19 protein-coding genes are annotated in these 22,416 nt (G+C 71.6%); 9 read left to right on the forward strand and 10 right to left on the reverse strand.

The genetic code is table 11. From position 1 onward, the window contains the following. Positions 1-296: 296 nt before the first annotated feature. The 5 genes from ACIQK6_RS01540 (at position 297) to ACIQK6_RS01560 (ending at position 8,335) form a co-directional block, all read left to right on the forward strand. Complete coding sequence (locus ACIQK6_RS01540; protein ID WP_402694086.1) at positions 297-2,510, forward strand: endonuclease; 2,214 nt, start codon at positions 297-299, stop codon at positions 2,508-2,510. Positions 2,511-2,734: 224 nt separating this feature from the next. Beyond that, entirely contained in the window at positions 2,735-4,096 is a 1,362-nt protein-coding gene (locus ACIQK6_RS01545; RefSeq protein ID WP_329106088.1) for a DUF1775 domain-containing protein, read from the forward strand. Between the two features lie 385 nt (positions 4,097-4,481). Continuing rightward, the gene (locus ACIQK6_RS01550; RefSeq protein ID WP_402694087.1) at positions 4,482-6,401 is read left to right on the forward strand and encodes a copper resistance CopC/CopD family protein; all 1,920 of its coding nucleotides are present in this window, start codon (positions 4,482-4,484) and stop codon (positions 6,399-6,401) included. A gap of 244 nt (positions 6,402-6,645) precedes the next feature. After that, positions 6,646-7,218, forward strand: a complete 573-nt coding sequence (locus ACIQK6_RS01555) for a DUF4291 domain-containing protein (protein WP_402694088.1) — start codon at positions 6,646-6,648, stop codon at positions 7,216-7,218. Positions 7,219-7,783: 565 nt separating this feature from the next. Continuing rightward, positions 7,784-8,335 carry a ribosome-inactivating family protein gene (locus ACIQK6_RS01560; protein ID WP_402694277.1) on the forward strand — a complete coding sequence of 184 codons (552 nt, stop codon included), beginning with the start codon at positions 7,784-7,786 and terminating at the stop codon, positions 8,333-8,335. A gap of 436 nt (positions 8,336-8,771) precedes the next feature. On the opposite strand, the gene ACIQK6_RS01565 is transcribed toward ACIQK6_RS01560, so the two are convergent. From ACIQK6_RS01565 to ACIQK6_RS01575, 3 genes are all read right to left on the reverse strand, one after another. Continuing rightward, entirely contained in the window at positions 8,772-8,960 is a 189-nt protein-coding gene (locus tag ACIQK6_RS01565; RefSeq protein ID WP_329106081.1) for a hypothetical protein, read from the reverse strand. 176 nt (positions 8,961-9,136) lie between these two features. Then, entirely contained in the window at positions 9,137-9,931 is a 795-nt protein-coding gene (locus ACIQK6_RS01570; protein ID WP_402694089.1) for a rhomboid-like protein, read from the reverse strand. A gap of 111 nt (positions 9,932-10,042) precedes the next feature. Then, the gene (locus ACIQK6_RS01575; RefSeq protein WP_329106077.1) at positions 10,043-10,567 is read right to left on the reverse strand and encodes a MarR family transcriptional regulator; all 525 of its coding nucleotides are present in this window, start codon (positions 10,565-10,567) and stop codon (positions 10,043-10,045) included. A 19-nt stretch (positions 10,568-10,586) separates the two neighbouring features. Here ACIQK6_RS01575 and ACIQK6_RS01580 point away from each other — a divergent pair, with 19 nt between their 5' ends. From ACIQK6_RS01580 to ACIQK6_RS01590, 3 genes are all read left to right on the forward strand, one after another. Next, complete coding sequence (locus ACIQK6_RS01580) at positions 10,587-11,537, forward strand: EamA family transporter (RefSeq protein WP_402694090.1); 951 nt, start codon at positions 10,587-10,589, stop codon at positions 11,535-11,537. A 421-nt stretch (positions 11,538-11,958) separates the two neighbouring features. After that, entirely contained in the window at positions 11,959-12,462 is a 504-nt protein-coding gene (locus ACIQK6_RS01585) for a hypothetical protein (protein ID WP_329106071.1), read from the forward strand. A 102-nt stretch (positions 12,463-12,564) separates the two neighbouring features. Continuing rightward, positions 12,565-13,758, forward strand: a complete 1,194-nt coding sequence (locus tag ACIQK6_RS01590) for an FAD-dependent oxidoreductase (RefSeq protein ID WP_402694091.1) — start codon at positions 12,565-12,567, stop codon at positions 13,756-13,758. A gap of 24 nt (positions 13,759-13,782) precedes the next feature. Here ACIQK6_RS01590 and ACIQK6_RS01595 read toward each other — a convergent pair whose 3' ends face one another. The 3 genes from ACIQK6_RS01595 to ACIQK6_RS01605 form a co-directional block, all read right to left on the reverse strand. Next, positions 13,783-14,604 carry a polysaccharide deacetylase family protein gene (locus ACIQK6_RS01595; RefSeq protein ID WP_329106067.1) on the reverse strand — a complete coding sequence of 274 codons (822 nt, stop codon included), beginning with the start codon at positions 14,602-14,604 and terminating at the stop codon, positions 13,783-13,785. A 280-nt stretch (positions 14,605-14,884) separates the two neighbouring features. After that, a complete protein-coding gene (locus ACIQK6_RS01600) occupies positions 14,885-15,871 on the reverse strand; it encodes an MsnO8 family LLM class oxidoreductase (protein WP_329106065.1) in 987 nt (328 codons plus the stop codon). A 126-nt stretch (positions 15,872-15,997) separates the two neighbouring features. Further along, positions 15,998-17,224: a serine hydrolase domain-containing protein gene (locus ACIQK6_RS01605; RefSeq protein WP_402694092.1), complete on the reverse strand. Its 1,227-nt coding sequence runs from the start codon at positions 17,222-17,224 to the stop codon at positions 15,998-16,000. A gap of 430 nt (positions 17,225-17,654) precedes the next feature. On the opposite strand from ACIQK6_RS01605, the gene ACIQK6_RS01610 reads away from it, so the two are divergent. Further along, on the forward strand, positions 17,655-18,191 hold the full coding sequence (locus ACIQK6_RS01610) for a hypothetical protein (protein ID WP_329106061.1): 537 nt from the start codon (positions 17,655-17,657) through the stop codon (positions 18,189-18,191). Positions 18,192-18,424: 233 nt separating this feature from the next. Here ACIQK6_RS01610 and ACIQK6_RS01615 read toward each other — a convergent pair whose 3' ends face one another. The 4 genes from ACIQK6_RS01615 to ACIQK6_RS01630 form a co-directional block, all read right to left on the reverse strand. Continuing rightward, positions 18,425-19,630: a hypothetical protein gene (locus tag ACIQK6_RS01615; protein ID WP_329106059.1), complete on the reverse strand. Its 1,206-nt coding sequence runs from the start codon at positions 19,628-19,630 to the stop codon at positions 18,425-18,427. 235 nt (positions 19,631-19,865) lie between these two features. Further along, positions 19,866-20,360, reverse strand: a complete 495-nt coding sequence (locus ACIQK6_RS01620; protein ID WP_329106057.1) for a DUF3291 domain-containing protein — start codon at positions 20,358-20,360, stop codon at positions 19,866-19,868. Between the two features lie 31 nt (positions 20,361-20,391). Continuing rightward, complete coding sequence (locus ACIQK6_RS01625; protein WP_402694093.1) at positions 20,392-21,108, reverse strand: helix-turn-helix transcriptional regulator; 717 nt, start codon at positions 21,106-21,108, stop codon at positions 20,392-20,394. A 9-nt stretch (positions 21,109-21,117) separates the two neighbouring features. Next, the gene (locus ACIQK6_RS01630; RefSeq protein ID WP_329108224.1) at positions 21,118-22,413 is read right to left on the reverse strand and encodes an anhydro-N-acetylmuramic acid kinase; all 1,296 of its coding nucleotides are present in this window, start codon (positions 22,411-22,413) and stop codon (positions 21,118-21,120) included. Positions 22,414-22,416 lie beyond the last annotated feature (3 nt).

Raw genomic sequence — 22,416 nt, forward strand, 5'->3', positions numbered from 1 at the left:
ACCCCGGCAAGCCGATCCTCCACCACTCGGCGCACACCCTCCCTCCGACCGGTTCCGTCCCCGCCGGCCCGCGCCCCTCCACGCGCTCGGTGAGCAGATGGGATTGCCCGTGCGCGGTGAGCGGCTTTCCGAGCGAGTCGCCCGGCCCGGGGCTCGGCGAGAAATTGACGCAGCAACCACTCCGCAGCGCAGTCCTGTTCGGCTGAGCGGCACCCAGGCCCTGTCCTCATACTGGAAGGAAGGGGGGTACTTCCGACATCTGAGCATGAAGAGTGCCGCCGAGGAGGCGAGCCGACATGACAGTGGAGCAGGTGTCACGGGTCGACAAGGGTTTCCTGGAGCAGATGGAGGATGCCGGTCGGCGCTATGCAAGCCGTACCGGAGAGCGTGACGGCCATCGGGAGGCGCTCGAGCAACACGGCATCCTCTATGCAGACACCCGGGAACGGGTCAGCAGCAGGCTGACCCGTCTGGGCGTCGACTGGGCGATGGCCACGGCGATCGAGCGGACACCGGCGACCGCCACGACCGGTACCAGCCTGGATCTGGACCGCGAGCTGGTCAGCACCGACCTGTTGACGCTTGAACGGTTCATGGGCCGCAACGATCTCATCGGGATCGACTACCTAGAAGGCGGTTTCCTCGCCGCCCGCTCGGTCGGCCGAATAACCGTCCGGAGTCCCGGGTCGACCCACCACGGAACCGGTTTCCTGGTGTCCCCCTCATTGCTGATGACGAACAACCACGTGCTCGGCTCCGCCGAGGAAGCGGCCGCCGCAGTGATCGAGTTCAACTTCCAGGCCGGCTTGGACGGGCAGCAGCTCGCTCCGGTCGTGTTCCCGCTCGATCCGCAGAGCCTCTTCATCACCCACCGTGACCTCGATTTCACCGTGGTCGCGGTCTCCGACCGCTCCCGAGACGGTCAGCCGCTGGCGGCCTTCGGGAGGCTGCCGCTCAAGGAAGCCCAGGGCAAGGCCGTCATCGGGGAACTCGTCAACATCATTCAGCACCCCAACGGCGAGCCCAAGCAACTTGCCCTCCGGGACAACCAGATCGTGGACGTGCTGGACGACTTCGTGCACTACTCGGCCGACACGGCGCGCGGCTCCTCAGGTGCTCCCGTGTTCAACGACCAGTGGGAGGTCGTGGCACTGCACCACGCAGGTGCTCCCCGCAAGGACCGCGACGGCAACGTGCTGGCCGTCGACGGAACCCGCTGGCATCCGAGCATGGGAGAGCACCGGGTGGACTGGAAGGCCAATGAGGGCGTGCGGGTCAGCCGCATCCTCGGCGCGATCCAGCGGTTCCCGTTGTCCGGCGGCGCCGCAACGCTCCGCGCGGAGCTGTTCGCGGCCGGCTCGTCCCTGCACCCGGTGGAAGTCTCGCCGCCGACGGTCCTGACGAACCGGGTGAACGGTGACGCGCCGCAGAACGGGGCGATGGACGGGAGCGGTGAGCAGCACGCCACCACGGGATCGGTCCGCTGGAGCGTCCCGCTGCACATCAGCGTCAGCCTCGACGCCGACGCCCCGCAGCCCCGGCCCGCATCACCTGCTGCCGGACCTGCTGCGGGACCTGCGCCGCAGACGACCACCCCCTCGTACGTGGGGTTGCCGGCAGGGATCGGAAGTATCGACGGTCAGTCGCCCGCCGCGCGGGACCTGGCAGCCGCCATGGTCAACCTCGCGGCCTTCCGGGCCCGCCCCTACTTCGACGAGGCCGCGGACCTGATGGCACGCGACGCCTACTACGCGGGCCTTCACGTCGGCAACCCCACGAGCTTGCGCCTCGCGCTCACCGAGCATCTGGAGTCCACGCACGAGCGCCGGCCGTCGTACAAGCCGATGCGTCTGCTCTACCCGTGGGTGGACCTGCACCCCGACGAAATGCTCCGCAGCATCTACTCGGACAAGGGCTTCACCCCACAGGAGCTCATGGAAGCCGACGCGGCAGTGGAGGCCGCCCGGATCGGACGCTGGCAGGAGTTCATGCTCCACGAGAGCGCACCCGGCCCGGAGGCCATCGAAGCCGAACTCGCCCTCCTGGAGGCGTCGCTGCCCTTCAACTGCGAACACGTCGTACCCCAGTCCTGGTTCACCCACAAGGAACCGATGCGTGGGGACCTGCACCATCTCTTCGCCTGCGAGGCGACGTGCAACAGCTTCCGCGGAAACATCCCCTACTTCGACTTCCCGGACTTCAACGAGGTCGTTCAGCACGACTGCGGGCGCCGGGAACCGGGGAAGTTCGAGCCCTCGAAGGGCAAGGGACCGGTCGCCAGGGCGACGCTCTACTTCTTGCTCCGCTACCCCGGCAAGATCGGCGACGAGGCGCGCGAACTCCAGCGGACCGGCCTCGAGACGCTGCTGGGCTGGCACAAGGACCATCCGGTGGGCCTCTACGAGCAGCACCGCAACGCGGCGATAGCCGAGATACAAGGAAATCGCAATCCGCTGATAGACCACCCGGACTGGGCCGAGGAGATCGACTTCGCAGGTGCCTGGCCCTGATCTGACGGTCCTCGCTGATGCCGATCCCGGCTGATACGTCCCTCGTACCCGCCTACCCGCCCCCGCCGCAGCGCGGTCGATCCGGAAAGATGCTCCACAATTGACAGTTGGAGCCTGCCGACGGCAGAGCCGGTGGATGATGACCGGACATGGCCGAAGACCGTGCAAGGACGCGCCCGTGTCCGCCGCCCGAGTGGCAGAGCGGACGGTGGCTGCGGGCTGCCGTGTTCACGACGCTGAGCTCGGCGTTGGCCGTCGTGGGCCATCACCTGGCCGCGGGGGACCCCGTTCCCTGGCAGCGGTTGGCGGGCGGCGCGGCGGTCGCCTTCGCGCTGTCATTGCCCCTCACCCGGACATCCCGGCCCTGGTGGCACGTGGTCTCGATGACCGGTGTCGCCCAACTCGCCTTGCACCGTGCCTTGTTCGTGCAGCATCCGGTGTTTCACGGACACGCCGAAGCCCACGGCACCGGGCCGCAGATCGTGCGTGCCTCCGCACACCACGGCACGTGGGCGATGGCGGCGGCCCACGGTGTGGCCACCTGTGCGATGGCTCTGCTCATGTACCGGGCGGATCAGGTGCTCAGCCGCCTGCCCGAGACGGTGGACCTGTTGGTCCAGCGGGCCGCCGCCGCTGCCGCCGCCGGCTTCGGTGCCCTGTACCGGCCGTGGCAGATCCCGCTGCCGAGAACCGCGCCCGTACCGCGCAGCGGTCTTGTCGTAGGACGGGCGGTCGCGACGACGCTCTGTCACACGGTGGTGCGTCGGGGGCCCCCTGTCGCGTACGTAGGAGACGTTCCCCCGAGTCCCCTCGTACCGAGAGGTTCCTCCCTCATGACCAGAGCACAGCGCCTTCCTCGTCTGCCCGGCCTGGGGCTGACGGCCTTCGGCGCCCTGGTGGTCCTCGGCATCGCCGCCGGGCCGGCCGCCGCACACGCCGGGGTCACCGCATCCGACCCCCGCGCCCTCGCCGAGAACGTCACGCTCTCCTTCACTTCCGAAGCGGAGTCGGACTCCGCGGGCATCGCGGAGCTGCGGGTCGTGCTCCCGAAGGGCATCACCCCGGACGCCGTAACCCTGAAGGACGCCCCCGAGGGGTGGAAGCTGACGGCCACCCCGGACGGGTACAGCATCGGTGGCACGGCCCTGGCCACCGGTACCGATGCCGAGTACAGCATCACGGTGCGCCAGCTCCCCGACGAGAAGGCCCTGGCCTTCAAGACGCTGGAGACCTACGGAGACGGCAAGGTCTCCCGCTGGATCGAGGTGCCCGCGAACGGGGAAAAGGTCGACAACCCGGCACCCGTACTCGAACTGAAGGCGGCGGCCCCCGGGGCCAAGCCGATCGCCCCGAGTCCGTCACCCTCGCCGACACCGCCGCCGAGCGCCGTCCCGTCCGAACAGCCGTCGGCGGCAGCTCCGTCCGCTCCCTCAGGTGCCTCGAGCACGGCGACGACGACGGCCACGACGAACCTGAAGGGGGCGGGCAGCGGCACCGGCGTCGTCCTCGGCTCGGTCGCGGCCACTCTGGTGCTCGCCGCCGCGGGCGCCTTCTGGTGGCTGCGCCGGAGCCGCAACCAGGTCTGACCGGAGCGGAGGGGCAGGGGTGGGTACGGCTCGCGCCGAGACACCCGCCCCTGCCGCTCAGGACCGCCCGGTGCCATCCAGTACGGTGTCGGGCCGTTCCGGGTCACCGCCGAACGCACCGGAGCCAGATCCCGAACAGCCGGAGCAATGTACAGGGAGAACGCCCGATCCGGGTCTCCGGTTCCCGGCTTTAGCCGAAGTTGCGCACCCGGCCCAGCACCCCGTCCGCCAGCACTATCGTCCCCATCTCGTGGTCAGTCCCAGTCCCGCCGGAGTCCGCCGTGCCACCTCCGTGAGCCGCACCGTCCGACCGCCCCTCCGCACGATCGAGTCCCGGGTGGCGATGGCCCCCCGCTCACGACCGCCATACCGGAGACCGCCCGTCATGCACACAGCATCACCAGGATCACCTCTTGCCAGGAAGCCGCTGACCGTCCTGGTACTGGTCGCCTCCGTACTCGTCCTGCTGTTCGGCGGGGCCGGACCCGCCCTCGCGCACACCGCCCTCAGCGGTTCCGATCCCGCCGACGGAAGCGTCCTCGAGACACCGCCCCGCCAGGTCACGCTCACGTTCACCGAGTCGGTCAGCTTCCCCGACCACGCCCTGAGGGTCCTGTCACCGGCCAACGAGCGCGTGAACCCCCGCCCGGCGCAGCACGCCGACGGCAAGGAGAACACGGCCCGGGTCGAACTGTCCGACGCACTGCCCCAGGGCACCTACACGGTGGCCTGGCGGATGATCTCCGCCGACGGCCATCCGATCTCCGGCGCGTTCACCTTCTCCATCGGCAAGCCCTCCGGGACCGCCGTCACGGTGGCCACCGGCTCACCGGACGACACGGCGGTCGGCCGCCTCTACGGCTTCTTCCGCTACGTCGCCTACAGCGGCCTCGCCCTCCTCGTGGGGGCGGCCGCGTTCATCCTCGTGTGCTGGCCGGCAGCAGCCGTGCTCCGTCCGGTGCGGCGGCTGCTCGTCGTCGGGTGGGCGGCCCTGGCCGTGGCCACCGTGGCCCTGCTCCTGCTGCGCGGCGCGTACGAGACGGCGGGCCCGCTGACATCGGCGTTCGACCTGAGTCAACTGGGCCGGACCGCCACCAAGAAGCCCGGAGTGGCGCTGACCGCCCGGCTCGTGCTGCTGCTCGCGGCCGCTGCCGTACTGCGGTGGCACCCTGCCGTGCGCCCCGCCCGCGAAGACGACGGGGCGCAGCTGCCGGACTTCGGCGTCCGGCTCCGCCTGGCCGGGGCGGTGTTCGCCCTGGGGTTGGCCTTCACCTGGGCCACTGCGGAACACGCCTCTGCCGGGCCGCAGGTGCCCTTGGCCGTTCCGGTCGCCGCGCTCCATCTGGTGTCGATGGGCGTGTGGTTGGGTGGTTTGATCACGCTGGTGATCGCCCTGCGCGACCGGGGGCCCGGCGGCCGCGCCGTCCCCGCGGCCGCGGTCGGTCTCTTCTCGACGCTGGCCTTCCGCGCGGTCGCCGTTCTGGTCGGCACCGGGGTGTACCAGTCCTGGCGGCAGGTCGGTTCGTGGGAGGCGCTGGTCACCACTACGTACGGCAAGACCCTCGTCGTGAAGGTCGCCGCCGTGGTCCTCGTGCTGTACGTGGCGTCGTACTCCCGCCGGTGGACCGCCCGCCTCCTGCACGAGCCGGCACCCGCCGAGGAGGTGCAGGAGGCGCCCGTGACCGAAGCGGTGCGAGTGGCGCAGCTGGTCGGCGCGTCCGGTCCCCCGGAGGCGCCCGGCGGGAGCAGCGGTCCCGACGCCCCCGCCGAAGCAGAGGCGGGCGGCGGTACGGGGCCTTCGCCCGTCGAGGAGCGCGAACGGTACCGGCGCAGCCTGCGCCGCACCGTCGCTGCCGAAGCCGTGCTCGGTGTGGTGGTCCTGGCGATCACCACCTTGCTGACCGGAACCCAGCCCAGCCGCGCCGCGGCGGCCGAGTCCGCATCGGTCGCCGTCGGGCAGGAACCGCAGGCGAAGGTGGTCACCATCCCGTTCGACATGGGGACGGCCAACCACCGCGGCCAGGTCCAGATCACCCTGGCTCCCGGACGCGTCGGCGAGAACACGGTCGAAGCCGTGGTGTTCAGCGGGGACGGCGGTTTCGCCACCGTCCCCGAACTCCGCCTCACGCTCACCCAGCGCGACCTGGGAATCGGCCCGCTCGACGCCAAGCTCAAGAACCAGAAGGGGTATTGGGCCACCTACGACCTGCGGCTGCCCATGCCCGGCGAGTGGACCCTCGACGTCACGGTGCGCACCACCGAGATCGACCAGGTCACCGTGCACGGGACCGTGCGCATCACGTAGCCACCCCGCAGGCGGTGACGGCGTGCGCCCTACGAAGGGCGCTCTCGGCGAAGTCCAAGGAGTACATGGAGTCCCTGCGGGCGACTCTGGGCGGAACGGTCGAGGAGAGGGGTGTCTCCGGCACCACTCCGCCCCCGAGCGGCCCGTAGCCGGCCGGAGGGCCGCTCGGGGGCGTCGCGCGGGCCCGCCCCGGCGGTGGGAAACCGTTGGCGACGGCAGCGCGGCAGATGACAAGGTGCGGTGCATGACGCCGCAGTATCAGATCCGTGCGGACTACGACGCCCGTACCATCGTGGTCTACCAGGCGTACTCGTCCGCGATCGCCGACGCCGCGCTACGGGCGGGACGCTTCATCACGCCGTTCTCGTTCCAGCGGATGACGTGGATCAAGCCCTCTTTCCTGTGGCTGATGCACCGCAGCAACTGGGCGCGCAAAGCGGGGCAGGAGCGCGTGCTCGCCGTGCGGATGACACGCGAGGGCTGGGAACGGGCCCTGTCCCAGGCCGTGCGGACGACCGCCGCCCCGAAGGAGGTGGCGGGGGCCGCCGTGCACCTTCAGTGGGACCCCGAGCGCTCCGTGCGCGGAGCGGCTCTGAACCACTACAGCATTCAGGTCGGTATCGGTCGCCACCTGATCCGCACGTTCGCCGAAGACTGGGTCGTCAGCATCACGGACCTCACCCCACAGGTCCACAAGGCCGCAGCGCTCGTCCGGAACGGACGCGCTCCGCAGGCCCGGCGCTTTCTGCCCGCGGAGCGCGTATACCCGCTGAGCCGGAGCACGGCAGAACTCCTTTCCCCCGATCACGCGAGGTGAACGGCGTTCCGTTCAGGAGATCTCTGGGCTCTCGCCCGTGCAGGAATGCAGCTGCACCGGTCCGGACGACGGCGGGGCCTGCCGGCTCGCACAACTCAGAGAATGGGCTCCACAAGTGACGAAGTACCAGCTGCCTGAATGGCATTTTCTGCAGAAGTCGGTTGATCCGTGCGGTGGTTGAGCGCCCAGGTCGGGGACGTCGACTTACCGGAAGCGGCTGGTCGGAGGGCTTGCGGCAGGGGCTCGCGGCGGGGCCCCGCCGTCAACCAGGCTTCCAGCAGGCCTCGTTGGGGCGTGCATCCGGTGGTCCGGACTTTCGGGATCACGGACTGATTTCTTAGCATCACAGGCCAATAACTCTCTTGCCTGTCTCCCGGGCGACTACAAAGGACCGCATCGGACCGAACCCGGCACCGACGGGGTGATGAACCCGTCGTCGGAATATGGCGAAGGCGGTGATGTGCATGCGTGAATGCAGCAGGATCCAAGCGATTGCGGTCAGATCGGCCATGGGAAGCCCGAGTTCTGGAACTCTCCCCCGATAAGGCCGGCCATGCTGATACCGATGCTTTTTTCTCCCGCGGTCGCTTCTGCCGACGAGTACCGATCCCTGACGTCGACCATCCGGTCGAAGGCGCAAGATGCGCAGGGATTCTTCGGCGGAGCCACGCGCAAGGAGGGCGAAATGCCCTACCTCCCCCTCCACGTCCAGCTGCGTGGTCTGTTCATCGAGCTCTTCATCGAGCTCCGCCCACGCAATACGAGCCTCCGGATCGCCGGCTTCCGGAACATCTTCGAGAACGGTCAGGCCCCGCCGGAAGCGTACGTCCGCCACGTGCGGGACTCGGCCGCCCCGCCGGGCCTGCGCCGAACGGAAGCCCTGCCGTTCGGCGGGGGCCGCGCCGAGCTGGAGAGGGCCGCCGCCGTCCGGCGTTCGGGGATCACGCTCGGGCGCCGGCCCCTGAGCGACGCGGTCATCCGGCTGCACCAGAACCGCGATCCGCGGAGCACTGCTCACGGCATGCTCGTGCTCTCGGAAATGCTCTGCGAGGCCGCCCGGTACCCGGCCCTGGCCGATGCGATGTCACGCATCTGGATGACCGGGGGACGACTGTAGTCCGCAGCTGTCGTCCGGCCTTCACGCACCATCCGTGCACCAGCGCGTTTCCGGTGTGCAGGTGCGGGATCTGCGGGCGGAGCGCGACGTACGGTCCGTCAGCAAACGGCGCCGCCAACAGCTCGGCCCTCCTCGGCACGGGGCCCCGGCGAGTTGCCGGGTCTCTACGGGTGAGGGCCGGCGCCTGCCCGAGTGGGCGGACCGGGTCGGGGCCGACCGTACCTCCGCCCGCTCGGGCGACTGCAAGGCCGCAGTGAAGGGCGTCGGCCTCGCAGTCGTCGACAGCGGCATCGCCGGTGACCACTGCGACCTCGAGGTGCGCGGCGGCGTCGACTGGCTCACCGGCACGCCGGCACCCCCGGCAGCCAACGGCAAGGGTCTGCGGCCCCTGACAGGGCCTGCCCCGCACCGGCAGTGGGGGTGCAGGCGATCCGCCTCAGGTGCGGGGGCCGAGTCCGAAGCCCAGTGCCCGCCGGGCCGTCAAGGGCTCCACCTCGAGCGGGGCGGCCGGGGTCGGGTCCTCGACGGCCCGCTCAGCAGCCGTGCGGCCGCGTACGACGCGCGGCTCCTGGTCCTCGCGGAGGGGAACCGGTCCGTGCCCGAGGGGGCGGCGCCTTGTGCTCATCACCGAAGTCTCGCAGCCCGCATGACGGACCATCCGGGGAGGGGCCTCGTTCGCGCTGGATGACGGGGTCATCGGCAGGGACGGCGGTCGCCCATGGGCGGACCTGGGGGGAGGAACACTCGGCGCCGCAGCAGCGCACGCTCCGGCTGACGGACGGCCCTCCCCGTCGCAGGAGCTCAGACCGATGGGGGCGGCTCCGTTCCAGCCGCCGGTGACGGCGCCGGTTCCGGGGCGGAGCCGCGCTGCAACCCGAAGTCGCTCGCAGCGCGGGGCGACCCGGTAGCCCGGACCCGTTGCCGCCTGAGGGCCGGGACGCCCAACAGCCCGAAGCCGATGACCGCCGCCACGAGATGGCCGATGGTGGTGAAGTCCGGCAGCGGCCCGGTCCAATCGGCACCGCCGAGGGGCCATGCGAGGACGAAGGCGGCCCAGGGGAGGCGGCCCCAGCGCGGCAGGGCGAGCGTGCCGATCGCCAGCACGGTCTGGGCTCCGTAACTGACCCCGTAGTCCAAGGCCTGCCGGACGACCGTCGGATACCAACCGTGCTGCAGCCCAACGGAGATGACGACTGCGGTGAGCAGGGTGGCCACGACGTGCCCGCCCAGGAACACGGCAACGGCGCGCGCCTTCCCCCACCGGTGCTCCACCCAGGCCAGGAAGCAGCAGACACCGAGGCCCAAGGTGATCAAGGTGCCCACGAAGTCGGTCGAGGTGACGTCCGTGAGCGTACCGTCGAAGAACAGCGCGCTGCCGAGCAGTGCGGGCAACGGATGGTCCCGCAGGTTGTCCAGGTTGGTGCTGAGGTAGCCCAATACGGTGGCCGCCCGATCGGCGGACAGGCCGTACCCGATCCAGGCGTGACCGACCAGGAGCAGGCAGACGTAGGCGAGGGTCAGCGGCGCGCGGCGCGGGTACCCCCGCACGACGCGGAGCAGTCCGCCCAGAGGACCCGACGGTGACTGAGAGTTCATACCGCGGCATTCTCCAGGGCGAGTTGGAGGCGGGGAGCGGCGGGTGCCACCAGCCATGGCGACCGGGGCGTCGCACCACCGACCCGTGCCGCCGGGCTAACCCTCCGCACCTCAGTCCTCCAGGCGGGACAGCCAGGTGGCGAGCAGCGTTTCGAGTACCGCTGCTTCCTCGGGCGTCACGAGGTCCAGCAGGCGGCGTTCGTTGCGCATGTGGTCGGTGAACGCCCGGTCCACGAGGTCGCGTCCGGCCGGGGTGAGGGCGACGATCCGGCCGCGCTGATCGTCGTCGGAGCGCCGCCGGGTGACGAGCCCGGACCGTTCCAGACGGTCGATCCGCTTCGTCATCGCACCGGTGGTGACCATGGTGTGTCCGGCGAGCTCACCCGGCGCCCGCTCGAAGGGCTCACCCGCCCGGCGCAGGGCGCACAGGACGTCGAACTCCCCCTCACCGAGGCCGTAACGGTCGTAGACGAGGCCGAGTTCTGCGCCGAGCCGGTCGGCGAGGCGGTGCAATCTGCCGATCACCCCCTGGGGGCCGACATCGAGGTCAGGCCTTTCACGGCGCCACTCTGCCTGGATCCGGGCCACCCGGTCCGGGGGTGGGCCGTGGTCCGCGGACGACACGTTTGCTTCCATGGAAGCTATATTACCTTCCATGGAAGGTAATCTGCGCTGGGTGGCGCTGACGGCAGTGGCGCCGGTGGCCTGGGGGGCCACCTACTTCGTCACCCATGCATTCCTACCGGCGGACCACCCGCTGTACGGGGCCGCCCTACGCGCGCTGCCGGCCGGCCTGGTCCTGCTGGCGCTGTGCCGCCAACGGCCGCGCGGCGCATGGTGGGGGCGGTCCGCCGTGCTCGGGCTGCTCAACGTGAGCGTGTTCTTCTTCCTCGTCTTCACCGCCTCCCAGCTACTGCCGACGAGCGTGGCCTCGACCGTCATGGCGGTCTCCCCCTTGATCATGATGCTCGCCGCCTGGCCCCTGGTCGCCGAGCGGCCCAGCGGCGCCCACCTGGCGGGCGCCGTGATCGGGCTGGGCGGGGTGTGCCTCATGCTGCTCGGGAGCGCGGGCGGGATCAGCGTGCCGGGCGTCCTGGCCTCGGCTGCCGCGGTGTTGGTGTCGTCCGTCGGCCACGTCCTGACCAAGCGGTGGAACACCCGCCCCGCCGACGCCGGAGTGCTCGCCTCGACCGCGTGGCAACTCACCGCCGGGGGCCTGCTCCTGTTGCCGGTGGCCGTAGCCGTGGAGGGCGCCCCGCCACCGGTGTCCCCGTCGACCCTCCTCGCGTTCTGCTACGTCGGCCTGGTCGCCACCGCGCTGGCCTTCGTCGCCTGGTTCGCCGGGCTTCGCCGCCTGCCCGCCGGAACGGTCGGTCTGATCGGGCTGCTCAACCCGGTCACCGGTGTACTGCTCGGGACGGTGGCCGCCGGGGAGGTGCTGACGGGCCGACAGCTGTGTGGGCTGGCACTCGTACTGGGTGGAGTCGCGCTGGGCCGACCCCCGGGCAAGGGCGGACGGACGAGCCGCCGCGACCGGGCGGCTTCCGGCCGGACGCTCCGCAGGATCCGCGTGACCCGGGCCGCCCGCAAGCGGTCACCCTGCTGACCGTACGCCGGCCGCCCGAGCCCGCCGCTCCGCGCCGGCCCCGTCCTTCGCGGCGTCGAGGTTCAGGCGCCAGGAGGGTGCCGATTCCGTATCCGCGTACGCGGACGCGTTCACCGGGTGGCCTTGACCATCGTTTCGATCGCGGGATCGTAGATTTTCGCGTTGCCGTGATCTTTGAACGGTTCGGCGCGCCCGGCGGTGAATTCCGTAGCAAGCCGCTCCTTCTCCTCCTCGTCTGCGGAGCCCGGGGCAGAAAGCTCACGGTCGAGGCGTGCGACAAGGCGAGTGGCGAGGCGAGTTCGTCGAGCTCGGCGCGGTGACGACCGACATCCCTTCATATCGACTGCCTGACGGGCGTTTTCCGGCCATCGTGGCACCATATTTCAAACCGGAATCAATAGTGCGCCGCTACGATTCGATCATGGGACCCCTGAAACCGAATCTCATTGAACTCATAGTCGGCCTCATCACCTTCTCCCTCGTCTTCATCGCTCTGGCCAAAGTCCTCCTTCCGAGGATCAACCAGACCCTGGCCGAGCGTGAAGAGATCACCACGGGCACGCTCGAGCGGGCCGAAACGGTCCAGCGGGAGGCACAGCTCGTTCGCGCCGAGTACCAGGCGGAGCTGAGCGCCGCCCGTCACGAGGCCTCGCAGATCCGCCAGGCCGCACACGAGGAGGGCCTCGCCCTCCTCGCCGCCGTTCGTTCGGAGGGGCAAAGGGCGCGCGAGGAGATGGTCGCCGCCGCCACCGTGCAGTTGGAGGCCGACCGAGTGATCGCCGGGGCGGAGCTCCACGAGCACGTCCTCGGGCTGGCCACCGAGCTGGCCGGGCGGATCGTCGGCGAACCGCTCACCGACGTCGACCGTGCCCGTGCCGTCGCCGACGCGTTCTTCGCCGAGGTGGAGGCCGGTACCAAGGGCTGAGTTCGATCGGGGCGGGCGGGCGCGGGAGTCGAGGTCCGGTACGGGCGCACGCACCGTCCGCCCACCGATCTAGAGTGGGGGGACCGAGCGGAGAGGGTGGCCATGACGAACCGTCACGCAGTGGTGGTCGGAGCCGGAATCGGCGGCCTCACGGCCGCCGTCGCACTGCACCGCCGGGGCTGGCACGTCACCGTCTGCGAGCGCGCCCCCGAACCCCCCGTCACGGGCGCCGGCATCGGCCTCGCCCCCAACGCCCTGCACGCGCTCGACTCCATCGGCGTCGACGTCCCCCGTGCGATCGGCGGTGACGTACCCGCGACGATGGGCGTGCGCCGCCCCGACGGCCGGTGGCTCACCCGGGCCGGCACCGCGGACATGGCGGCCCGCTACGGCACGGCACCCCTCGCCGTCCCGCGCCGGGCCCTCACCGCCACCCTCGCCGCCGCCCTGCCGCCATCGGCCCTTCGTTACGGCACCGAGGTGACCGGCGTCGACGATGCCGAGGGCCGTCCGACCGTCCGTACGGCGGCGGGCCCGGGCCTTTACGCCGATCTGGTCGTCGCCGCCGACGGCATCCACAGTCCGCTGCGGCGCGCGCACTTCCCCGCGCACCCCGGACTGCACTACATCGGCGAGACGGCCTGGCGGACCATCGTGGACGCCCCGGACCTGCGGATACCGGCCATGAGCGAGACGTGGGGGCGGGGGGCGCGGTTCGGGGTGACCCCGCTCGTGGACGGCCGCTACTACCTCTACGCCACCGCGGTCGTCCCCCCGGGCACCCGCTTCGCCGACCCGCGCACCGAGCTGCGGCAGCGCTTCGGCTCGTGGCACGAGCCCATTCCGGCCCTGCTGGACCGCGTCGGGCGCCTCGACGCTGCCGATGTCCTGCGGAACGACCTCTACGATCTGGCCGCCCCGCTCCCGCACCTGCACCACGGCCGGATCGCCTGGCTGGGCGACGCGGCCCACGCCATGGCCCCCAACCTCGGCCAGGGCGGCTGCCAGGCCATCGAGGACGCGGTGGTGCTCGCCCATCTGTTGCCCGCGGCAGAGCGCGGCGCCGGCGGGGACGGCGGGGACGGCGCCGTTGCGGCCGCCCTCGCCGCGTACACCGCCGCTCGCCGCGCCCGCACCGACGCCGTGCGCCTTCGTGCCCGCCGCGTCGGGCGTCTGGGCGTACTGCGCAACCCGGTGGTGGTGGCCGTCCGTGATCTCGCGCTCCGCGTCACCCCGGCCCGGCTGACCCTGCGCGGCATGGACGACCTCTTCAACGGGTTCCGCCTCCCCGCGTAGCGCAGGGGCGGGCCGGTAGGGCGCTCAAGGGGCGGTGCGGGCCGGGAAGGAGAAGCCGTAGCCCTGCTCGGTGAGCCAGGGCAGGTACTTCTTCAGCGCGGCGACGGTCTCGCTGCGGTCGCCGCCGCCGTCGTGGAAGAGGACCGTCGGCTGCTGGGGGAGCTTGCCCTCCACGGTGGCGAGGATGGCCTTCAGGCCCGGCCTGCTCCAGTCCTGGGGGTCGACGCTCCAGCCCAGCGGCCGCATCCCGCTCGCGGCGGCGATCGCGCGGCTGTCGGGGGTGAAGGCTCCGCCCGGCGCGCGGTAGTAGCTGACGGCGACGCCCGGAACGGCCTTCTCGATCATCGCCTTGCCGTCGAGGATCTGCTGCCGCTGGTAGGCGACGGGCTTGTGGTCCATCGTGACGTCGTGGTCGACGGAGTGGTCGCACAGCTGGTGGCCGTCGGCGGCGACCGCACGCACCAGCTCCGGGTACTTCTGCGCCTTGGTACCGATCATGCAGAAGGTGGCCTTGACGTGGTTCTTCCGCAGCGTCTCCAGGACCTGGGGCGTCCAGCGGGGGTCCGGGCCGTCGTCGATGGTGATCGCGACCTGGCGGCCCGTGCCCTGCGCCAGCCGGGATATCCCCACGGGGACCCCGGAGGCTCCCTGGGCGGCGTGCTGGGCGGCGCCTGCGGATCCGGCCGGTGCGGAGTGGCCGACGGGGGGTGCGTCCGGGGTGCGGACCGCCGACCCGTCGGTGGCGGCGTACGCCGGGGTACCGGCAGCCGCCAGGAGGCCGAGGAGGGCGGCCGCAGCGACGTACCCCGCCCGTCGACGACGTGCGGAACTGGTGGTGATGCGCATGGACGTGCTCTTCCTTTGCCCTCAGCCCCCGGATCTCGCTGGTCGGTCCAGGCTAGGTCATCCGTTCGGAGCCCCTCCTCGACCAAATGGCCCGTTTTGTGTGCTTCAGCGCACACGGATCCCCCGGCGAGGGACCGACGACCTCGCAGCGCCAACGGCCGTGGCGGCTCCCGTGGTGCCGCGCCGCGTGTGAGCAGTGTCACGACCCGCCGACGCTGCGGCGGCGCGCGGACCGCCGCCCGCTCCCGCAGCGCGGCGGCCCGCAGCGGCGGCCCCCGGCCTACGGCGCCGTCGCGGCTCCCCAGTACTTCCTGACGAGCGCGTACGAGGCGATGCGGTCAGCGAGGTCGTAAACGGGCGTGGCCAGCATCAGCTCGTCCGCCCCGGTCTCGGCGACCAGGCGTGCGAGCCGCTGCACGACGGTCTCGGGCGTGCCGACGGCCTGCTGGGCGCGGAAGCCCGCCAGCGCCTGCCGCTCGGGCTCCGTGAAGGCGTGGGCGGCCGCCTGCACGGGGGTGGGGAAGGGCGTCTGGCTCTCCCCCTTCAGCAGCCCGGCCTTGACGACGTTCATCGGCCCCGCACGCCGGACCGCTTCCTCCTCCGTCTCCGCGCACACCGTCTCCACGCACAGCAGCACCCGGGGCCGCTCGCACCAGCGGGACGGGGAGAACGCCGACCGGTAGTGCTCGAGAACCGCAAGGGTGTTGTCCGGCCTGATGTGGTGCGCGACCGCGACCGGCAGGCCGAGTTCCGCGGCGAGCGCGGCCCCCGCGGTACTGGAGACCAGTAGCCACGGCTCCGGCAGCGGACCCAGTGCCACCTCGTCCACCAGGAACGAAAGGATCGCGGCCACGTCGGTCCGGTACTCGGCGTCCGTCGCCGGGTCGGCACCGCGGCGCAGTGCCCGCGCGGTGGCGTCGTCGAACGTGCCGGGACCGCGGCCGATGCCCAGGTCGATGCGGTCCTCGTGCAGGGCGGCCAGCGTGCCGAACTGCTCCGCCAGCGTGATGGGGGCGTGGTTGGGGGCCAGTACCCCGCCCGAACCGAGACGGATGGCCGAGGTCGACGCGGCCGCGTGCGCCGTCAGGACGACCGGCGGGAACGCGCCGATCGCGGGAGAGTGGTGGTGCTCCGCGTACCAGATGCGGTGGTAGCCGAGGTCCTCCAGTCCTTGGGCGAAGGCCGTGGTGTCCCGCAGGGTGTCCGCGGCTCGGGTGCCGGTTTGCACCATCGCGACTTCCAGCGCTGAAAGGGGTATGTCGAGCATGACGTCAGCATAGGGAGCACGGGTGGCGACACGGGCAAGCGTGATCGTTTTCGCGCCACGCCGCCGCGCCGCCACAACCGGAGTCGCTACAACCGGAGTCGCCGCAACCGGACCCGTTACTGCGGTTCAGTGCCCCTTGAGCAGGGCGCAGACGAAGTTCTCCTGCACGGTGCGCAGTCGGGCCAGCAGCGCGGGCTTGTTCCCCTTGCTGGTCTGGGTGTTGATCGAGAAGGTCAGCGATCGGGTGCCGTCGGGCGTGGTGGCGGCGAGTTGGGTGTACCCGGGGAAGTTCCCGGTGTGGCCGTAGAGCACTCCGCAGCGGGTGGTGTACTGGAAGATCGCCAGCCCGGCGGCGTTGGTGCCGGGGCCGGCCGGTTCCGAGGAGTCGCCGGGCCGGAAGGTCAGCTGCTCCTTGCGGGTCTGCGGCGACAGCAGGGCGGGACCGCCGTAGGCGCGGATGAAGGTGCCCAGTTCCCTGGGGGTGGAGACGATCCCGCCGGAGGCCCAGACACCGGAGGCGCCCACGGCCTCGCTGATGTCCTCCGGTTCGGCCGGCGGCTGGACGTCGTAGCCGTGCAGGTAGGGACGCGGGAGCCGGTAGCCCAGGGGCAGGCTGGTGCGGCGCAGCCCCAGCGGTCGGTACACGAGCTCCCTGAGGAGGTCTTCGTAGCTGCGGTGGGTGACGGCCTCGGCCATCAGCGCGACGGCGATGTTGTCCGAGTTGGAGTACTCGTACAGGGAGCCGGGGACGAAGCGCAGCGGCTCGTCGGCCACGAAGTCGAGGAGGGTGCGCGGGTCGAACACGTGGCGCGGGTCGGCGGTGAGGATCTCCAGGAATCCGGGGTCGGCCGAGTAGTCCGGCAGGCCGCTCGTGTGCTGGAGGAGCTGGCGCAGTGTCACCGCGTGCCAGGCCGCGGGCTGGTCGGGGAGGCGCTCGCCGATGGTGTCGTCGAGGGAGAGCAGGCCCTGGTCGACGAGCCGGAGGGCAACGGCCCCGCTGAACGCCTTGGCGATGCTGGCGATGCGCATGTGGTCGTCGGGGTGCGGTGGGCGGCCGGTCTGGATGTCGCCGACCCCCGCCGTGTACACCTCCGTACGGTCGCCCCGGGTGAGCATGGCGATCGCCCCGGGTGGGCCGTCCTCCTGGGCGACCAGCCGGTCGAGCTGCCGCTGGAGGCCCTTGTCGTGGCGTTGGCGGCCGTCGCCCGGTTGCGGGTCGCCGGCCGCCTGTGCGGGCTGCAGCAGCCCTCCGACCGCGGTGGCGGTCAGGACGGCGGCGGACAGCCCGGTGCGGAGACGGCTCCGGCGGGCGCGGGCACGGTCGCGGTCGCGGTCGCGGACACGGGTCGGCATGTGCGTGGCTCCTCATCTGCGCGGGGACGGCCGGGACGGGCGGCGCCCGGCCCGGCCCAGCAGTAGCAGCACGAGCGGCCCGCCGCGCCCGAGGCGCGCGCCACGACCCCCCGGTTGGCCGTGCAAGTCGCCGTCGGACTCAGCCGACGTACCGGACCCGGGTCTCCGCACCGAACGCCCCCGGGTTCTGTTTCCGGTTGGGACCACGAAGCGGGCCGGCAGTCGGTGGTCCACGGTGGCGATGGCGCGTGGTGGAGCGTGGCCCGGCAGGTCCTGCCCCAGACCGGTGAAACGGACCGGTGAAACGGACCGGTGGAGCCTGTTCGGTGCGAGGTGCACGAGGCAACCGCTTCCCGCCCCCGCAGGGGTGGTCCCTGCGTGAACCGCCCCCGTCGGACGGACGACTTCCGGGCAAGGTCATAATCTCGCCATGAACATGCTTGTCGTGCGGGCGTGCTTGGCAGCCCTGCTCGTGGGAACCGGTCTGAGCGGGTGTTCCTTCCTCCACCCCGAGACGTGTGAGGGAACAGCGGCGGCCGTGACCGAGCTCGACCAGCTGCCCACGCTGGAGCTGCGTCCGAAGGGGGCGGTGGCCGTGGACGGCGCCCCATGGTCCGGGGCCCACTGCGTCGACGACACCGCGGGCGCCTGGCTCACCGCGGAGCGGTTCTACGCGTACCACGGGACCAGGGACGAAGTGTTGAAGTACTACGGCCGGGAGGCGTCGGCGGCGGGATGGCGTCCGGTGAACGACCTGGACATGGGGTCCGACCGCGGGTTCGTCGTCTTCTGCTTCGAATCCGCCGATCGGCCGAGCATGACCCTCGCCTTCACCTCACCCGAGACGCTCCGCGAGTCCTACGGGGCGGAACCGCATCCGGCGGAGCTGCTCGGAGTGGACGCCAGGACCTGGTACACGTGGTCCACCGAGGCGGACTCCAACGGTTCGCGCATGGACTGCTACTGAGCTGCCGCAGGTGGATGGGCATGGACGCCCGTGGCGTGACCTGCCCGAGCGGTACGGGCCGTGGCAGACCGTCTGGTCGCACGCCGCCGCGGACTACCACGGAGTCGTCGAAATCCGGGATCAAGAGTGACAGGGCGGCTCCTGGTGCTCCTGGCACCCCTGGCGCGCGGATGGCGGAACACCGCAGTCGATACCCCCCGGGGCGCGCCGCGCACGCCCCGGACAGCCGTGTGTCAGCTCGGGCGCTCGTAGTTGGTCAGGACGCAGCCCTCGACCTGGGACTTCTCCAGCCGGTAGCCGGCCGGCGCGGTGAAGCCGGTCTCGCAGTTCAGGTACAGGAACTGGAGCTGGTACAGCCCTCGGCGGACGTTCGCGTTGTTGGTCTCCACGGCGATGTTCGTGCCGACCAGCAGCTTGCTCGCAGTGGCCTTGAGGCGCCCGTCGTCCTTCAGGTCGGCCAGTTGCGCCGCCTTGGCCTTGGTCTGGAGGGTCTTCATGTCGGAGACGGTGTCCAGCCAGTTCAGGTTGTGCGCGCGCTGCTCCCCGCCGAGCTGGCCGCAGACCGCTCGCTGCTTGACGCCCCAAGCGCTCGCGGGGCCGTCGACGACCGGCATGTAGTCGATCGACCGTACCTGCTCGTCGGTGACCTCCATGCTCGTGCAGTCGACCGTGTGCGGGCTGACGAGCTTCTTCAGCTCGTCGATGCTGCCGGCGCTCGGCAGGCCCGGGCTGCCGGTGGACGGCTGGCCCGGCTTCGCGGCTCCCTCGGTGGAGGGGTCGCGGACCGCCCCGCGGTGGGGGCTGCCCTGGCCGTCGGGGCTGTTGACGTAGTCGGTGAGGAAGCAGCCCTCTACCAGGGCCTGCTCCTTCTTGAACCCCTCCGGGACGAACACGTGGGGGTTGCAGCTCAGGATGCGCAGGTCGGAGTTGGGCGGGTCGACCAGGGACACGGCGGTGGCGGTCTTGAGCGCGGTCAGGGCGAAGGTCTTGCCCACGACCGTGCGGCTGGCGAGGTCGGTGTCGCCCCGGCCCTCGGCGAGCAGCTTCGCGGCGTGGTCCTTGGCGGCCTGCTGGAAGGCCTTCATGTCCGGGGTCAGGAAGAGGACGATCTCGCCCCGCGCCTTCTTGTCCGTGCAGACGCCGCGCTCCGTGATGCCCCAGTCCCCGGCGCCGATGAACCCGCTCAGCGGCACCCGACTGTCGTTCGGGTCGGTGCTGAGGTTCTCGCAGGACGTGTACTGCTGTACGTGGGCCTGCGCCCCGGCCAGCGTGGCGGGCGCGGCGCCGGCGGGCGTGGGGGAGGCGGGGGCGGCGCCCCGAGCGCTCGCGGAGGGGCTCGCGGCGGGCGGGCCAGGCTTGGGGGAGTCCTCGCAGGCGGTGGCGAGGGTGGTGAGCGCGGCGAGGGCCGCGGTCGCGGCGGATATCCGCTGGAGGCGCATGGGGGTCTTCCGTCGGCTGGTCACGGCACGGGGGGGGTGGCATGCCCATGCTAAGGCCATCTGTCTCAAAATTGATCTTGGGGCAGGTCGAGGCGAGTTGACGGAGGCGGCGCGGGAGTGGATGGAGCCCTTGTTACCGATCAACCGTGCTCACCAGCACGTCGCCGGCGCACGTGAAAGGGGGCTGCGGACCCCCGGACGGCATCGGCCTCGCGGTCCGGCCGACGTGCTCGGGCTACGCCGGTGGCACGGCCCGGAGGTGCTGGGCGGCCTGGGCGGCGGTGTAGGCGGAGGCGAACGTGAACGCGCTCGGGGAAGGCCCGTGCACCCGCAGGTCGGCCAGCCGCTCCAGGGCCTCGGCGACGGTCGGCCGGTGCCCGGCGGGGACCCACCAGAGCACCAGGTGCGCCTGGACGTGCCGCTCGAACCATTCGCGGCGCCGGCGCATCACTTCCAGGTGCCCGCTGCGGTAGGAGAAGTCCCACAGGGCCTCCTGGGTCTGCCACACCGACAGGTTGACGACGACGTCCTCCCCCGCCGGGCGCAGGCCCGTGGCGTCGGCCGCACCCTCCTCGACGAGGCGCCACACGAAGCCGGGCGCGCCGTCGGCGGCGGCGTTGACCGGGTCGAGCATCTCGACGAACGGCGCCATGCGCGGGTCGTCGAAGGGGTGGAGGAGCGTCGCGACGTTGAGTTGGGCGAGGTGGCTGGCATGCGCGGGTGCGGTCATGCCCTCATCCCAGCACGACCCCCTTTCTATGTCAATGATCATTGCTTTTAGAACTCTCGATCACCACGCAGCATTCCCCGGGCCGGGCGTCCATGCGGGGGCGCACGGGACCATCCGTACCGAACAGTCCTTCCAGCAACGCGAGGTTCATGCCGCAGACGAGCGGCGGGAAGTGTTCGGCGACGGCGTGGAAGGGGCAGTTGCGCATGCGGACGACGCGCGCGGCCGCCCCGGTCATCGCCCCCGCGCCTGCGTCGTCCCGGGCACCCTCCGCGCCCTCGCCGCCTTCCAGGTACGGTTCGTAGCCGCGGTCGGCCAGCATCGCCACGACCTCTTCCAGTCCGGCACAGGGCGCCGCCGAACCCCGCAGGGCCTCGCCCCTGCGGCCCGCGGCCGCGCGCAGCACCGCGTCCAGCCCCGCCTGCTCGGCGGCCTCGGCGAGCAACTCGGCGGCGGTGAGGTAGTCGCGGGCGGGCAAGGACACCGACCGCTCGGCCCGCGCCCGCGTGTACACCTTGGCCGGCCGGCCGGCCCCCGGACCCGAGCGGCCCGTCAGGCGGCGGCTGCCGCTCTCCAACAGTCCAGCCTCGGTCAGCCTGTCCAGGTGGTGCGCAGCGAGCGTGCGCGCCACCCCGGCCGCCTCGGCGGCCTCGTTGCGACCGACCTCCCGACCCTGTGCCGCCACGTACTCGTACAGGCGGCGCCGCACCGGATCCTGCAACATCGCGATCGCATCGATATCGTTCACGCGACCATTCTAGGAGCAATGCAGATTGGAAATAGAAAGGCGAGACCCACCGCCGTCGGTACCTCCGCCGACGGTCAGCCGGACCGGCGCCGTCGCCGGTGGTCGCGGCAGTCGCAGGCCCGTGGCGCCGGGCGTGATCGAGCCGAGGACGCTCGCGTGCCGGGCGCCCGTGCACGCGGGGACGGTGCCCGGCAGACCGTGCACGGTGAGCCAGCCCAGAACGGCGAAGGCGTACGCCTCCTTCGCCCCCGCGGGCAGGCCGAGTTCGTCCGAGGACCGCACCACGCACCGACCGACCCCGCCTGCCCCACCGACCCTGCCGGCCCCGCCGATCCCACCCAGCTCTTCCCGCAGCCAGTCCATCAGCACCGGGTTGCGCGTTCCCCCGCCCGACGCGATCACCTCGGTGGCACCGAAGGGCCGGATCGCGTCGGCGACGGTCCGGGCCGTGAGCCGGGTCAGCGTGGCGACGACGTCCTCGACGGGCAGCGGCGCGCACGAGTCCAGCGCCGTGCGCAGATACGGCAGGTGGAAGTGTTCCTTGCCCGTCGTCTTCGGCGCGGGACGGGCGTAGTACGGGTCGTCCAGCAACCTGCGCAGCAGCGGCGGGTGGACCGCGCCCCGCGCCGCGAGCGCCCCGCCCGCGTCCATCGTGTACGCCCCGCCCGAGGCGTCCCGCCCGGCCAGGGCCCGCACTGCCGCGTCGATCAGCGCGTTGGCGGGTCCGGTGTCGAAGGCCAGCGGTTCTCCTCCGCTCCCGTCCGCCACGCCCGGTACGACCGTGACGTTCCCGATCCCGCCCAGGTTGAGTGCGACCGGCACCCCGGGGCGTCCCCGCAGCCACATCACGTCGACGATGCTGACCAGCGGCGCCCCCTGTCCCCCGGCCGCCACATCACGGGTGCGGAAGCCGGAGACGACGGGCCGGCCGGTCGCCTCGGCGATCCAGGCCGCCTCGCCGATCTGGAGCGTGCCGTGCACCCTGCCGTCCTCGGCCCAGTGGAAAACCGTCTGCCCGTGCGACGCCACCAGGTCGGCCCGTCCGCCGCACAGTTCCTCGTCCGCCCGCACCGCCGCCGCCGCGAAGGCCCGTCCGATGCGGGTGTCGAGCCGGCACACCGTGGCCAGGTCCGCCCCGGCGGGCGGCAGGGCCCCGGCCAGGTCCGCCCGCAGGGCGTCGTCGTAGGCCGTGCTGATCATCCCCAGGGGCGTGAACACCAGTGTGTCGTCGTGGAGGGAGAGGTCGGCGGCGGCCGCGTCGATCGCGTCGTACGACGTGCCGGACATCAGCCCGACCACGCGCAGGGT

Source organism: Streptomyces sp. NPDC091682 (genome assembly GCF_044756625.1).
Classification (GTDB): domain Bacteria; phylum Actinomycetota; class Actinomycetes; order Streptomycetales; family Streptomycetaceae; genus Streptomyces.